Raw genomic sequence first — 14,366 nt, 5'->3', positions numbered from 1 at the left:
CGACCAGCGCTTCGGCGCGCGGCTCGACCGCCAGAACCGCGTCGCCGACCGGATGGAGCAGAAGCTCGATTATCTGACCGAAGCCCTCGGGCTCTTCGTCCGCCACCAGCTTACCCTCACGGCGCACCAGCCGGCCTCTGATACCGAGACGCAGCGTCTCGGCCGGCTTCGCTACGACGCCTTCGTCGAGCTCGTCGGTCGAGCAATCGCCCGGGGCGACACGAACAACCGTATCGCCAACCGTCAATCCCCAGAACTGGGGAGGGACAGATGAAGGAGCGTCCCATGCGTCCTACGCTGAGCAAGCCGAACACCGACCTGTCGCCCATCACGCTGCGGATTGCTGATGCCTGCCGCATCACCGGCATCGGCCGATCGAAGTTCTACGAGTTGATCAAGGCCGGCGAGATCGGGGTGATCAAGGTAGGCGCGATCACGCTCGTGCCGATGACCAGCATCGACGCGTTGCTTCAGCGTGGCGGCCCCACCGCGAGCGACGGCGCCCGGCCCTCCTTAGCCGAGGTGATGCACCCGTTTCTGGCCAATGCCATTTTGACGGCGAGTCTTGCCTCGACCCCTGAGGCGGTTCGATGCGATCTGTCATCGGCGGACGAGGGGAGGCGGGGAAAAGCTGAAGACCTTGTTGTTGAGCGTATGATTTCGGCCCTCTATGATCGAGACGACCAGCTCGAAGTAGTTCGTTGATCCCATCTTATGTAGTTCTGCTGTCCTAGCTTTGGCTAGAGTCTGAGCTTTGGGGCCTTGCTAAAAGTGGCCTGCGTGACAGTCTGAATTTGGGACAATCCCGTCATTACCGTTGGCTTTCACCACCGACAGCTTCCGTCATTATCAGTCATTCGCCGCTCGGTCATACCGACGGCCGATTATGAGCAAGGCTGGCCTATTGACGGCAAAAAGTTATTCGGAGGCCAATTGCGGAGGATGCCCTCAATGCCCGTGTCGCACTCTACCTCGCGCCCGGCGGTGGATGGAACGCGTCCGAGATCGACAACGCCATCCGCCTCGAGCTGCGCCATCTCTTCGGCGAGCCGGGCTGGCGGCGGCAGCGTCAGCAGGCGGCGGGACAGGTCCGTGAGATAGGCCGTGGCCTCATAGTCGAACAGGACGTGGGTCTGCTCTACGGAAGTGATCTTTTCGCCGAGCATCTCATGGGTGCGGCGCAGAGCATACGACTGCTGCGGATAGTAAGCGACGATCTGGAGCGATTCCCGGGACGTCGACAGCGCCCTATTCTTGCGCATCTCGACCAGGGTCGGTGCGGTTCGACGATTGCGACTATGTCGAAACCGCCCACCGCGACGGCGTCGCGCTGCATTATGGCCGTGACGACTTCGCCGATCGGGACAAGCTCGCCCGTACCCTGTCGCGCGAGCGCGCCAAGGACATGGCGAGCGATTATGCGCGTGATCCGGAGCAGGCGTTCGCCGAGCGGCGCGGGATTAGCTTGCGCGAACGCGTCGCCGAGATCGTGCGCGCCGGTGCGGAGAAAGCGCGCGGGATCTTCGACGGGTTCAAGCCGACGACCCCGGCGCCGCGTGAACGGGACATGTTCGCGGACTTCCGGCCAACGCCGCGGGAACCGGCAGCGCATGAGCCGGCGCGCGCCAGCGGAGCGCGCGGCGCGGTCGAGCGCTATGCCAGGGCGCGCCACGACATCGAGCGGATGCGCGAGTCCGGCCTAGCCGCCATGCCGCACCAGCAGGCGGCGCTGGAGCGCGCCACAGCGGCGTTGGACGCTGTCCGGCCCCATGGCTCTACCGACCTACGCGCAGCGTTCCAGCATAGCCCTGACCTGATCCGCGAGGCGGCCGAGGGGCGCGGGCAGGGGTCACTGCGCGCGATGCAGCTCGAGGCCGAACTCCGCATCGATCCCGTCAAGCGGGCCGACAAGTTCGTGGAAGGCTGGCAGCGGCTGGAACGTCAGCGCGAAGCATTGCAGCGCGACGGGAATCTCCCGGGTGCGCGCAAGCTCAGCGGCCAGCTCGCCGGCATGGCGAAAAGCCTCGAACGCGACCCGCAGATGGAGTCGCTGCTGCGCCCCCGGCGCCATGAGTTCGGCATCGATGCCGACATGGGCCGCAACCTCGCCCGCGACCTCGTGGACCATGTGTCGTTCGAACCCACCCGCAGCCTTGGTATGAGCCGATAGGAGGAAGAAATGCCCGACGAACAATCCCCGTCCACCGAGCCGGAAGCCGCACCGGAGACGGCAGCGCAGGCGTTCGCGCGGCTGGACGGGCGGATCGCCCTAATGTCGCGTGCGGTCGAGCATCTCGCCGCCGAGCGGGCTAACATCGATGTCCCCGACTACAGCGCCACGCTGGGACAGATGAACAGCCGGCTTGCGACCATCGCGCGAGAGCTGGGCGGCATCGCCGAGAAGCCGGCGATGCAACTGACACCGGAAAATCTGGCGACGCGGATGGACGCGGCGGCAGCGCAATCGCGACGTGCCGACAGCGCGACGCTCAGGGAGGCGCGCGAGGCCCATCAGGAAGCGGCGCGGATCATCCGCGATCTTGTCGGCGCGGTGCGCAACCAGCGCGATCAGCGCGAGCGTCTGCTATGGACTGCGGGCGGCAGCCTGCTGGCCGGTTGCCTGTTATGGTCGTTCCTTCCCGGCGTGCTGGCGCGCACACTGCCCGAGAACTGGCATATGCCCGAGCGCCTGGCGCGGCATATGATCGGCGAGCCGACCATATGGGAGGCGGGCGCCCGGATGATGCGCGCGGACAGCCCGGCGGCTTGGCAGGCCATCGCCGACACCGCGGAGATGCGGCGCGACAATCGGGAAACCATCGATGCGTGCGAACAGGCCGCCAGCAAGGTCAAGCAGCCTGTGCAATGCACGATCAGGGTCAAGGCTCGGAATCGGGCCGGGATTTGAGCTTGGCAAGGCGCGCACCCGCAACTGATGCGGACACTCATGGATGTAAGGGCCGCGGCCGACTGTGATCAGCGCGTTGCCGGACGGGCGAGCCTTTGGTCGAGCGACCAGCCGCCGCTGCCGACGATTAGCAGATAGAGACAGCCGAGCAGCATCGTGAGATCGGCGCGCGCTTCGTGCTGGGCGCTCCAGAAGCCGTAGCGCTTGAGATCGGCAAGGTGGAACGGCCCGACATCATGGCCGAGCAGAATCGGCAGCTTGGTCGATACCAATGCGACGATCATCGTGATGATGAGCGGTATGGCCGCGACCCGCGTCAGCAGGCCGACGATGATCAGCAGGCCGCAGACGATCTCCACGATGCCAACAAACGGACCCATAATGTCTGGGTAGGGAATCCCGATTTTGGCGAAGCGCCCCGCGCCGAGAATATCGGCATAGGCAAATTTTTGGATGCCTTCCGGAAAGAACACGACAAGGCCCACAGCAAGGCGGATCAGCACGGTCCATTTGCTCGCGCTCGTTTGCGTCAGTCGATCGATGTTCATCCTCTATCCTCCTTGTTCGGGGTGCCGATTACCGTTCCGTTCGGAAAGCCCTGGGGCATGTCAGTGAACGCCTGCTGTCGCGAGGGCGGCGGCGACGCAGAAGGCGACGATCAGGATCGGCGGGGCCTTCCAGCGTTCGAGCAGGATGAAGCCGATCAGGGCGATGGCGAGATCGCGGGCGCCCAGGATCGCGCTCGTCCAGATTGGGTTGTAGAGCGCCGCGCCGAGGACACCGACCACAGCCGCGCTGACACCGGCAAGGCCGCCGCGTGCCGCCGGATGGCCGCCGATCCAGTTCCACAATGGCAACCCGGCCAGCGCCACGAGCAGGCCGGGCAGGAACAAGAAAACGAGCGCGGCCGTCGACCAGAGTGCGGTAGCGCCCAGGCCCGAACCCGGTGGCGCGACCATCGCGCCTAGATAGGCTGCGACGGTGAACAACGGACCGGGCATGGCTTGGGCCGCGCCATAGCCCGACAGAAACACATTGTCAGAAAGCCAGGCGGGGACCAGCGCGTCACGGAGCAGCGGGAGCACCACATGGCCGCCGCCGAACACCAGCGCGCCGGCCTTGTAGAAGATCGTCGATATGCCGCTCAGCGAATGCGGACTCACGTGGCCCGCGAACGGCAGTACGACCAGAAGCAGCAGGAACAGCGTGCCAGCCGCGATGCCGGTCCGCCGGCCGACCGGCAGTCTGGGCGGGGCGGCAGCGCCCGCGACATCGCGGCACAGCAGCATACCGCCAACCGCGCCCACAATCAGTGCGAGCAGCTGGATCAGCGGTCCTCCGATGACCAGCAACAGCGTCGCCGCTATGAGCGCGAGGGCTGTTCGTTGCCGGTCGGGACAGAGTCTGCGGCCCATGCTCCAGACCGCCTGCGCGACTACGGCGACGGCCACGAGCTTCAGGCCGTGCAGCCCCGCCTCGGTCAGCGGCCCGGTCAGCCGGGGCGCGAGCAGCGCGAAGGAGAGCATCAGCAACGCAGAGGGAAGGGTGAAGCCGAGCCAGGCGGCAAGCGCTCCGGCCCAGCCGGCTCGGCGAAGCCCGATTAGGAAACCGACCTGGCTGCTCGCCGGCCCCGGGGCCATTTGGCATAGTGCGACGATGCCGGCATAATCGTCAGCGCTGAGCCAGCGCCGACGCTGCACATAGGTCCGCTCGAAATAGCCGAGATGGGCGATCGGTCCGCCAAAGGAGGTCAGCCCGAGGCCGAGCGCGACGGCAAACACCTCTGCTGCGCTGCCGCGTGGCTGCCCTTCATGACCCGGAGCGCGACCGCCCGGCGGCGGCGCTCGATCGTCGCCTGCCACCTGAGCGCTCATTGGGTCGCCACGCGAAGACGCGGGTTGCACCACTGCGGTCTGGAGGAGCGGTGTGGGGGCCCTAACAGCAGAGGGCCAGCCATCAGGCGGGCACCAGTTCGATCTCGGCCACGAGACCTGTTGGCGTTGCGGCCTTCAGCACGACGCTGCCGCCGTAGAGGGCGACGAGATCGCGGACGATCGCAAGGCCAAGCCCCGATCCCGGCGTCGCCTCGTCGAGGCGCTCGCCCGGCGCGAACACGCGGTCCATCGCGTCCTGGGGGATTCCGGGGCCGTCGTCGGCGATTGTGATCCGGACCGGGCCGTGCTGATCGTCGCCAGCCATGGCGCGGATCGTGATCAGCCCGGCCGCCCATTTGCAGGCATTGTCGATTAGATTGGCGAGAATTTCGTCGAGGTCGACCGGGTCGACGCCGACCCGCAGGCTCGGATCGATATCGGTTTCGATCCGCAGGCAGCGGGCGCGGTGCAGGCGTTGCATCGCCATGACAATGGTCTCGATCGCAGGGCTCACCAGCATCCGGACACCGGGCACGCCCGCATTGGCACTGGCGCGGGCGCGGGCCAGCTGGAAGTCGATCTGGCGCTGCATGCGCTCGCTTTGCTGGAGCAGCACGGCGGCGCCCACCGCATCGCCGCGGTCGTGGAGACGGCGCGCCTCGTCGGCAAGGATCGCGAGCGGCGTCTTCAGCCCGTGCGCGAGGTTACCCGCCTGGGTCCGGGCGCGCCGCAGCATCTCGGCGTTCGCGGCCAGCAGTGCGTTGAGGTCGTCGACCAGCGGCTGCACCTCGGACGGAAAGCCCGTCGGCAAGTGTCGGCGCTCGCCGTCGCGAATCTCGGCCAGCGAACGGCGCAGGTCGCGCATCGGGCGGAGGCCGAAACGGACCTGGAGGATCGCCGATGCCGCCAATGCGAGGGCGAGCAGGCCCAGCGACAGCAGCAATGCGCGGTTGAACCCCGCCAGATCATCGTCGATCAGGCGCTGGTCGATGCCGATCTGGACCGAGATCGGTGAACTGGCTCTCCAGGGCCGCGCATAGATGATGGCCGGTCCGGCCGGGCCGGGCCGGACTTCGCGCACGAGCGCGGCAAAGGCCGAGCGTGGCGGCGGTGAAAGCCTGGTGCCCTCAAGCGATGACGAGCGCAGGATCGGGCCGCGCGGCGTCGAGACCTGCCAGTAGAAGCCCTTGCCGGGTTCCTCGAAACGCGGGTCGCTCAGCCGGCGCGTGATCGCGACGCCACCGGCCTGGGTCGGGACGAGCAACCTTTCGAGTTCATCGAGATGGCTGAGCAGTTCGTCATTCTCGATCTCTGTGACATGCTGGCGGAAGATTGCAGAGATCGAGATGCCCGCGATACCGATCCCGATCGCCATCCAGAGGATGGCGCCGAGGAGAAGCCGGGCGCGCAAACTGCTCAGCATGCGTCGAACCGATAGCCGAGGCCGCGCAGCGTGCGAATCGAGTCGCGGCCGATCTTACGGCGAAGCCGTCCGATAAAGACCTCGATCGTGTTGGAGGAAGGTTCTTCCTCCAGCCCGTAGAGATGGTCGAGCAGCTCCGCGTGCGTGACGATGCGGCCTACGCGATGGAGCAGAAAGGTGAGCAGGCGAAACTCGCGCGCGGTCAGTTCGACCGGTGCGCCGGCAACCGTCACCAGCCCCGATGCCGGGTCGAGCACGATTGTACCATGACGGAGGACGGCGGCCTGATAGCCGGCCGCACGGCGCATCAGCGCGCGCAGCCGGGCGGCGATCTCGTCGACATGAAAGGGCTTGCCGACATAATCGTCGGCACCAGCGTTCAATCCCTCGACCTTCTCCGTCCAACTGCTGCGCGCGGTGAGGATCAGGACCGGCGTGCCGCAGCCGTCGGCGCGCCAACGGCGCAGCACTTCGATCCCGGGCAGTTGCGGCAGCCCTAGATCGAGGATGATGGCATCGAAACCCTCCTGGCGGCCGAAATCGAGCGCGGTCTCGCCGTCGCGCACCAGTTCGATGACGAACCCGAGCGCTCCCAGCCCCTCGCGCAACCGATCGCCGATCTCGGCGTCGTCTTCTACCAGCAGAATGCGAATGCCTCTGTTCCTCCCGTCCGCGTCAGCATCGCATCCCACGCTGAACGGTCGCTGACAGGTGGCGTTCAGCTTAGCGTCGTAGCCGGGACGACGGAAGATCGGGAGACAACGTGATGTCGACCCGATCTGCGCTGTCGGCATCGGGTTACGCCGCCGGGCGTCGAGTACAAGGAATACCGGCATGACCAGCACGCCTCCCGATCCGCACCACCTGCCCTCACGGCGCGGCGCGCTTGCGGCCGCCGTCGCGATCGGCGGTGCCGCGCTTCTCCTGCCTGGCTGTGCCAGGAGCGAAAAGAACGAGGACAAGAAGGGTGGCGAGGAAGGCGTAGAAGTCGGTGCTACCGAGGACATGATGCGCGAGCATGGGGTGCTGCGGCGAATCCTCGTAGTCTATCGCGCTTCGGCAGGACTACTTCGTCAGGAGGCGACGAAGATCGACGCGCATCAGCTCGTCGCGGCAGCCGACCTGTTTCGAGCGTTCGGTGAGGACTATCACGAGCACAAGCTCGAGGAAGCTCACGTCTTCCCCGCCGTAAAGAAAGCGGGCGGTCCAGCTGCGGCGCTGATCGACACGCTGATCGCGCAACACGCGCGCGGTCGCGAGATCAACGCGTTCGTCGTCGATCGCAGCAAGACGGGCATCATCAGCGCCGGAGATAAGGTGGCTGTCGCTGATGCGCTCGATGGCTTTGCGCGGATGTACGAGAAGCACGCTGCGATCGAGGACACGGTGATCTTTCAGGCGTGGCGCAAGAGCCTGTCGCCAGAGGCGCTAAAGGATGCGGGCGAGACGTTCGAGGACATCGAGAAGGTGCAGTTCAAGGGCGACGGGTTCGATATCGCGGTCGACCGGATCGCCGCGATCGAACGGGCGCTCGGCTTCGGGGATCTCGCGACCTTTACGGCGCCGCCGCCGCCCCATCTCGGTAGCAATGTATGAGTCGGCTCCTATCGAGCCCGCGCGCTTTCAACTCTTCAGGCAATAATAATTGCGCTCGCAGCATTCACAAATACTGCCGGCTCCGCGTGGCGCACAATCTTCCGACAAGTTGACGATATGAGTCTGGGGAGCGGGAAAATTCGATGGTGAGACTGGCCTGTTGATTTTAGAAGGGGGCATCCAGGTAATGAGATCGTTGTTACTGCCGATCTCGGCGACACTTTGCTTTGTCGCCGTGGCGGCGGAGGGCCAGACACAGCCGACTTCAACCGCGCCCGCGCTGCACCTGGGCGATGCGCTGGATTTGGCGCGCGCCAACTATCCGGCCGTCAAGGCGGCGCTGCAGGACCAAGTTGCCGCCGATCGCGGGGTCGATGTCGCCAAGACCGCATTCCTCCCGCAGATCAACCTGCTCTACCAGATCAACCGATCGACCGTGAACAACGTCACCGGCCTTTTGCTGCCGCAGTCTGTGGTGCCATCGATCTCGGGGCCAGTGCTGCCGGAAAGCGGGCGGAGTGCCTGGAACAGCGCCGCTGGCGCGGTCGTGTCATGGCAACCCTTCGATCTCGGCGCGCGCGGTGCCCGGGTTGAAGCGGCACGGCAGGCGGCTGACGGGGCCGCCGCGCAGGCGCGGCTGACCGAGATCGAGGTCCTCGACACCACCGCCAATGCCTATCTCAATGTCGTCGCCGCATCGCGGCTGGTCGCGGCCGCCGACGCGAATGTTGAACGCCTGCGGACGCTCGCCAACGCCGTTCATGTCCTGGTCGACAACAAACTTCGGGCCGGTGTTGAAGGTGAACAGGCCGACGCCGCACTCGGCCTCGCCCGGTCGGCACGGCTCAATGCGGTTCGCAATCTCGACAATCAGCGGGCGACGCTCGCCCGCCTGCTTGGCCGGTCGCTCGACGATGGGGATTTTTCGGCGACCGAGCTGCTCGGGGAGGTGCCAGCATTTCCCCCGGACATCGCGGCGGACGTCAAGGACCATCCGGCTGCCATCGGGGAGCAGGCCAGGGTACGGCAGCAAGCAGCCGAGCTTCGCGCCATAACGCGCTCGTATGGACCCGAGGTCGCGCTCGTCGCCGGTGCGTCCGCCCGGGGCAGCGGCAAGACCGCGCTTGGCGATTATCCCGGCGGGTCCGCTGGGACAGGTCTCGATACGACCAACTGGGCAGCAGGGGTCCAGGTGACATTCGCGCTCGGTAACCTCCCGGCCGTGCGGGCCAAGGCCGCAGCGCAGCGCGCCACCGTCGCCGCCGAGGGATTTCGTTATCAGCAGACCCTTGCGACCCTTACCGAACGCCTTGCCCAGGCGCGGGCCAACCTCGCTACCGCTCGCGCCATGGCCCAGTTGACACCGGCGTCGTTAAGCGCGGCGCGCGCGGCGCAGGAGCAGCAGCGCGCCCGGTTCATCTCGGGGCTGGCGACGCTCACCGACGTCACCACGGCCGCCGCCGCGCTGGCGCAGGCCGAGGCCGAGGATGCGATCGCACGGATCAATGTCTGGCGCGCTCTTGCCGATCTCGCTGCGGCGCAGGGCGACATGCGCCCTTTCCGCCAACTCGTCGCGGAGCGCTGACCATGGATCGGAACGCATAGATGTGGCTCATTCGCTCGGCCCTGCGGCGGCCGATCACCCTTATGGTGCTGGTGCTCGCGCTGGTCCTCGGTTCCGGCCTGGCAATCTCACGCGCGCGGGTCGACATCCTTCCCGATCTCGACGCACCCGTTATCTACGTAGCCCAGCCCTATGGTGGGATGAGCCCGCAGCAGATGCAGGGCTTCATTTCCTATTATTACGAATATCATTTTCTCTATATCAACGGGATCGAGAGCGTCGAAGCCAAGTCAGTACAGGGCGCCTCGCTGCTCCGGCTGACCTTCCAGTCCGGCACCGACATGAGCCAAGCGCTCGCCGAGACCATTTCGTACGTCAATCGCGCCCGCGCCTTCATGCCGCCGGGTGCGGTCTCACCCTTCGTGGTGCGTTTCGACGCTGGTACGCTGCCGGTCGGCTATCTCGTCTTTTCCAGCGCGACCAAGACCCTCGGCGAGATCCAGGACGTCGCGCTCAACCGCGTTCGGCCGGCTTTTGCGACGCTGCCCGGCGTGTCGTCCCCGCCGCCCTTTGGCGGTAACCAGCGCTCGATTGTCGTCAATGTCGATCCGGCCAAGCTGCACGGGTTGGGGCTGTCGACCGAGGATGTCCTGCAAGGGCTGGTGAGCGGTAACAGCATCCAGCCGGCAGGCTCCGCCAATGTCGGCACCAAGCAGGTGCTCGTCACCACCGATGCGACGGTCAAATCGATCGACACGCTACTCGACATACCGATCAGGCCAAACGGCGCCGAATCGACCTATTTGCGCGATGTCGCGACGGTATCCGACACCACCGACATCCCCGCCGGCTATGCCCTCGTCGACGGCAAGCGCACCGTCTATATCCCGGTGACCAAACGCGCGAACGCATCGACGCTGACCGTAGTCAACGAAGTGCGAAAGAGCCTGCCCGTCTTCCAGGATCTGCTCCCCGACGATGTCAGCGTGACCTATGCGCTCGACCAGTCGAAATATGTCACCCGGGCGCTGGCGTCGGTCGTGATCGAGGGGCTGCTCGGCGCATTGCTGGTCGGTCTCACCCTGTTCCTGTTCCTGCGCGACTGGCGCAGTTCGATCATCGTCGTGATCGTCATCCCGCTGGCGCTGCTGTCGGCGGTGCTGCTGCTCTGGCTCGCGGGGCAGACGATCAACATCATGACGCTCGGCGGGCTGGCGCTGGCGATCGGCGTTCTGGTCGACGATGGCACGGTCCTGCTCGAAAACATCCATGTTCACATGGCGCGCGGGACTGGCATCGCCCGAGCGGTGGTGGATGCAAGCCGGGAAGTTGCGATCCCGCGCCTGCTAGCGATGACCTGCATCCTCGCGGTGTTCTTGCCGTCCTTCGCGATGACCGGGCCTGCGCGGGCATTGTTCGTGCCGCTCTCGCTCGCGGTCGCCTTCGCGATAGGCTCGGCCTATGTCCTGTTTAGCACGCTCGTCCCGGTGCTGTCGAACTGGCTGCTCCGCAGCCATCAGGCATCGGAGCTTGGCGTCGAAGGCGACGAACGTCGGTTCGGCCGCTTCAGGTCCAGGTTCCTCGGCTGGCAGCAGCGCAGCGCTGAGCGGCCGGGACGGCTGCTTTGGCTCTATGCGTTCGGCGCGCCGCTGCTATTGGTCGCCGGCACGCTGCTGACGCATTCGGAGATATTTCCCTCGGCTGCCTCGACGCAGATCCGGCTGCGCGTGAAGGCGCCCGAGGGCACGCGCATCGCCGTCACCGAGCAGCTCGCCCAGCAGGTGCTGGCCAAGGTCCAGCAGGCAGCCGGCCCGGGCAAGGTTGCGACCACGTTGGGCTATGTTGGCACGCAAGGCTCCTCCTATCCCATCAATCTCGTCTTCCTATGGACGGGTGGGCCGAACGAGGCCGTGCTCAACATCGACCTCGCCGGCGGGCTGACCGCGCGCACCTTGACCGCGAAGCTGCGCGAGACACTGCCCCAGGCATTTCCCGGCGTGAGTTTCTCGTTCGAGCCGGGCGACCTGATCAGCCAGATCCTTAACTATGGTACGGCATCGACCGTCGATATTGCGGTCAAGGGCCCACAATATGGCGATGTCGCCCAATATGCCGGCCGCCTGAAGGCGCAGCTTGCCGGGGCCACGCAGGTCGCCGACCTGCAATATGGGCAGGCGCTGCATTACCCCAATGTCGACGTGCAGATCGACCGGGTTCTTGCGGGGCAGCTCGGCACGACCGCCGACAAGGTGGCGAAGGCGGTCGTCTCGGGCACCGCTTCGACACGCTTCGTCACGCCCAATTTCTGGCGGGATCCAAAATCGGGCGTCAGCTACCAGGTGCAGGTTCAGGTGCCCCAGCCAAAGATGACCTCGGTCGGCGACATCGCCAACATTCCGGTCGCGACCAACAACGGCTCTGATCTGGCGTTGAGCCAGGTCGCGCGACTCAACGAGCAGACGGTACCGGGCGAACTCGACCGCAAGAACGGCCAGTGGCTCATCAGTCTGACCGGCAATGTCGCCGGCAACGATCTTTCCAGCGCGGGCACTGCGATCGACCATGCGATCGCTGCGGCGGGCGAGAAGCCCAAGGGCGTCTCGGTCGAAGTCCGCGGTCAGGTAACCGTGCTGCGCCAGATCTTCGGCAATCTCGCGGTCGGTCTGGCGGCGTCCTTGCTGGTGATGCTTCTGCTGCTGGTTGCGAACTTCCAGTCGGTCCGGCTTGCCCTCGTGACACTGACCAGCGTCCCCGCCGCATTGCTTGGAGCTATCGCATTCCTGCTACTCACCAGCACCAGCCTCAACCTGGAGAGCTTCATGGGCATGATCATGGTGGTCGGCGTTGCGCTCGCCAACTCGATCCTGCTGGTTAGCTTCGCCGAACGGAACCGGCGAAGCGGGAGCGGGGCACTAAAGTCGGCGTTGGAAGCAGCTGAGCAGCGGCTGCGTCCCATCGTTATGACTACCATCGCCATGGTGGCGGGCATGATCCCGATGGCCCTAGCGCTCAGCGATGGCAGTGAGGCGACCGCGCCGCTCGGCCGTGCCGTCATCGGCGGACTGCTCGCCTCGACCGCGGCCACGCTGTTCATCCTGCCGCTCGTCTTTGGCCTGGTGCAACGCAACGCGCCGATCAGCTCGGTGTCGCTCGATCCCGACGACCCCGGCGGCAGCAACGTCCCTTCTGAGGAAGTCGTGATATGAAAATCTCTCACGCCGTGCTGTCGGCATCCGTCTCGCTCGCCCTCTGCTCGTGCGATAGTCAGGCGCCTAAAGCCAAGGGAGAGGCGCCTCAAAAGGTCGATGTTGTGCCGGTGACTAGCGCCGTGATGAACTCGGATTTGACACTCCAGGGCCATCTCGATGCGTATGAGACCGTCGACATCTATCCCAAGGTCGCCGGATTCATCACCGAGATTTCGGTGGACCGAGGGTCGGTGGTCCGCACAGGCGATGTGCTGGTGCGTCTGACCGCGCCCGAGCTGGTCGCCCAGCGCGCCGCGGCGGGTTCCGCCGTTCGCGCCGCCGAGGCCCAGCTGGCTGCGGTGCGCGCAAAACTCAGCGCGGACGCCGCGACCGCAGGCCATCTCGCCGCGGCCGCGAAGACGCCCGGCGTTGTCGCCGAGAACGACGTCAACATCGCGCAGCAGACCGTCGCGGCCAGCCGTGCTCAGGCCGCCGCCGCGAGCGAGAACGTCGCGGCGGCGCGGGCCGGCCTCCGCGCGGTTGATCAGATGGCGAGCTATCTGGTCATTCGGGCGCCGTTTTCCGGAACGATCACCGAGCGCAACTTGCATCCCGGTGCGCTGGTCGGGCCATCTCAGGCGCCCGGCGGCAAGCCGATCTTGCGGCTTGCCGCATCGAGCCGGCTCCGGCTCAGCGTGCCCGTTCCCGAGGACGCCACCCAGGCGGTGTCGATCGGCCAGACCGTGACCTTCACCCTGCCCGGGGCGCCGGGCCAGAGCTTCACCGCGCCGATCGCCCGAAAGGCTGGCACACTCGATCCGCGCAACCGCACGATGACCGTGGAGCTCGATGTCGCCAATGCCGGCGCAGCTATGTCGTCAGGGGCATTTGCCACGGTCAAATGGCCGATGCAGCGAAGCTATCCGACGCTGCAGGTGCCGACGACCGCCGTCACCAACGATCAGCAGCAGCAGTTCGTGGTGCGCGTGACCAAGGGCGTGGCGGAGTGGGTCGATGTGACGACCGGGTTAAGCAAGGGCGGCAAGATCGAGGTGTTCGGTAAGCTTAAAGCCGGTGACCGCATTCTGCTTCGCGGGACAGATGCGATCAGGGCCGGGACCCGCGTGACGCCGGTGGCAGCAAAGCCGCCCACCCCTCCGCCCGCCTGATTCCGGAAGATTCGGCCTGAATGGTGCGCGCGACGCGAACGCTCTGAAATGTTGGATCGGCTGGTCGTTCAGACGCAAGATTGGCATCTGCGACGCCAAATTCGCCTCTTGCTCCGCTTAAAAGAGGGGCCGTTAAGTGGTCCATCGGCTTTCATAGGAGAGTGTTGCGACCTGCTCGGCGCGGCGCCGCAAACAAGGAGACTTACAAGCCTTTGGGTGGCCGATCTCGGCGGCGACGAATCAGCTCGAAAGTCACTGCCGTGACCGGTGTCGTTTGCCCATAACCGCTAACGTTCGCATCAAAATGTGGGAATATCTGTGGTGCCGAATTAACGAAATATAATTCTATCATGAAAAATCAAAGCGATAAATCGCTTGCCTGGTGACCCCTACGGTTGCCGCAAAATGCAATTATGGCATTGGTAATGAATGACAAAGTCTAGGTGGTGATTGCTTGATACCATCAGAAGTACCATCAATTCCCGGCCCCATTTCGTTTCGATGAGCGGGGAAGGGGCCAAGGTTCAGACAGGAGGCAAGAGGCAAGCTCACGAATCGTCCGAAGGGGGCTTTTACGCATCTTCGTCGAACTGTCTGTGCCACGCTGAGCTTCGGTTCGCGGCTGCTCTCGACCAGATTCTGCC

The 14,366-nt window shown here is 65.4% G+C and carries 12 protein-coding genes and 1 pseudogene; 8 read left to right on the top strand and 5 right to left on the bottom strand.

Annotated elements, in window-relative coordinates; translation table 11 throughout:
* A pseudogene (locus SAZ01S_RS24155) lies at positions 1 to 274 on the top strand (hypothetical protein); the annotation flags it as partial.
* A gap of 11 nt (positions 275 to 285) precedes the next feature.
* Entirely contained in the window at positions 286 to 705 is a 420-nt protein-coding gene (locus SAZ01S_RS24685; RefSeq protein ID WP_084584499.1) for a helix-turn-helix domain-containing protein, read from the top strand.
* Between the two features lie 179 nt (positions 706 to 884).
* Here the strand turns inward: SAZ01S_RS24685 and SAZ01S_RS22065 are convergent, their stop codons facing one another.
* Complete coding sequence (locus SAZ01S_RS22065) at positions 885 to 1,262, bottom strand: hypothetical protein (RefSeq protein WP_084584497.1); 378 nt, start codon at positions 1,260 to 1,262, stop codon at positions 885 to 887.
* A 14-nt stretch (positions 1,263 to 1,276) separates the two neighbouring features.
* Here SAZ01S_RS22065 and SAZ01S_RS22060 point away from each other — a divergent pair, with 14 nt between their 5' ends.
* Together SAZ01S_RS22060 and SAZ01S_RS22055 are read left to right on the top strand one after the other, a co-directional pair.
* Positions 1,277 to 2,170, top strand: coding sequence for a hypothetical protein (locus SAZ01S_RS22060; RefSeq protein ID WP_084584496.1), 894 nt, complete (start codon positions 1,277 to 1,279; stop codon positions 2,168 to 2,170).
* Between the two features lie 9 nt (positions 2,171 to 2,179).
* Positions 2,180 to 2,908 carry a DUF6118 family protein gene (locus SAZ01S_RS22055; RefSeq protein ID WP_084584495.1) on the top strand — a complete coding sequence of 243 codons (729 nt, stop codon included), beginning with the start codon at positions 2,180 to 2,182 and terminating at the stop codon, positions 2,906 to 2,908.
* A gap of 68 nt (positions 2,909 to 2,976) precedes the next feature.
* On the opposite strand, the gene SAZ01S_RS22050 is transcribed toward SAZ01S_RS22055, so the two are convergent.
* The 4 genes from SAZ01S_RS22050 to SAZ01S_RS22035 form a co-directional block, all read right to left on the bottom strand.
* On the bottom strand, positions 2,977 to 3,456 hold the full coding sequence (locus SAZ01S_RS22050) for a DoxX family protein (RefSeq protein ID WP_084584494.1): 480 nt from the start codon (positions 3,454 to 3,456) through the stop codon (positions 2,977 to 2,979).
* Positions 3,457 to 3,516: 60 nt separating this feature from the next.
* Positions 3,517 to 4,782 (bottom strand): chromate efflux transporter, encoded by a 1,266-nt coding sequence (gene chrA, locus SAZ01S_RS22045; RefSeq protein ID WP_084584493.1) that lies wholly within the window; start codon positions 4,780 to 4,782, stop codon positions 3,517 to 3,519.
* Between the two features lie 82 nt (positions 4,783 to 4,864).
* Complete coding sequence (locus tag SAZ01S_RS22040; RefSeq protein WP_084584492.1) at positions 4,865 to 6,205, bottom strand: sensor histidine kinase; 1,341 nt, start codon at positions 6,203 to 6,205, stop codon at positions 4,865 to 4,867.
* Positions 6,199 to 6,858, bottom strand: coding sequence for a response regulator transcription factor (locus SAZ01S_RS22035; RefSeq protein WP_084584498.1), 660 nt, complete (start codon positions 6,856 to 6,858; stop codon positions 6,199 to 6,201). The genes SAZ01S_RS22040 and SAZ01S_RS22035 overlap by 7 nt, the downstream gene beginning before the upstream one ends.
* 181 nt (positions 6,859 to 7,039) lie before the next feature.
* Here SAZ01S_RS22035 and SAZ01S_RS22030 point away from each other — a divergent pair, with 181 nt between their 5' ends.
* The 4 genes from SAZ01S_RS22030 to SAZ01S_RS22015 all read left to right on the top strand — a co-directional run bounded on the left by SAZ01S_RS22030 (position 7,040) and on the right by SAZ01S_RS22015 (position 13,722).
* Entirely contained in the window at positions 7,040 to 7,801 is a 762-nt protein-coding gene (locus tag SAZ01S_RS22030) for a hemerythrin domain-containing protein (protein ID WP_084584491.1), read from the top strand.
* Between the two features lie 196 nt (positions 7,802 to 7,997).
* Entirely contained in the window at positions 7,998 to 9,386 is a 1,389-nt protein-coding gene (locus SAZ01S_RS22025) for a TolC family protein (protein WP_167693234.1), read from the top strand.
* Positions 9,387 to 9,406: 20 nt separating this feature from the next.
* The gene (locus SAZ01S_RS22020; RefSeq protein ID WP_084584489.1) at positions 9,407 to 12,571 is read left to right on the top strand and encodes an efflux RND transporter permease subunit; all 3,165 of its coding nucleotides are present in this window, start codon (positions 9,407 to 9,409) and stop codon (positions 12,569 to 12,571) included.
* Positions 12,568 to 13,722 (top strand): efflux RND transporter periplasmic adaptor subunit, encoded by a 1,155-nt coding sequence (locus SAZ01S_RS22015; RefSeq protein ID WP_084584488.1) that lies wholly within the window; start codon positions 12,568 to 12,570, stop codon positions 13,720 to 13,722. The genes SAZ01S_RS22020 and SAZ01S_RS22015 overlap by 4 nt, the downstream gene beginning before the upstream one ends.
* Positions 13,723 to 14,366: the final 644 nt, after the last annotated feature.

Origin of the sequence: Sphingomonas azotifigens NBRC 15497 (assembly GCF_002091475.1) — a bacterium.
Taxonomy (GTDB): Bacteria; Pseudomonadota; Alphaproteobacteria; order Sphingomonadales; family Sphingomonadaceae; genus Sphingomonas; species Sphingomonas azotifigens.
This window is presented reverse-complemented; position numbering and strand designations above follow the sequence as displayed.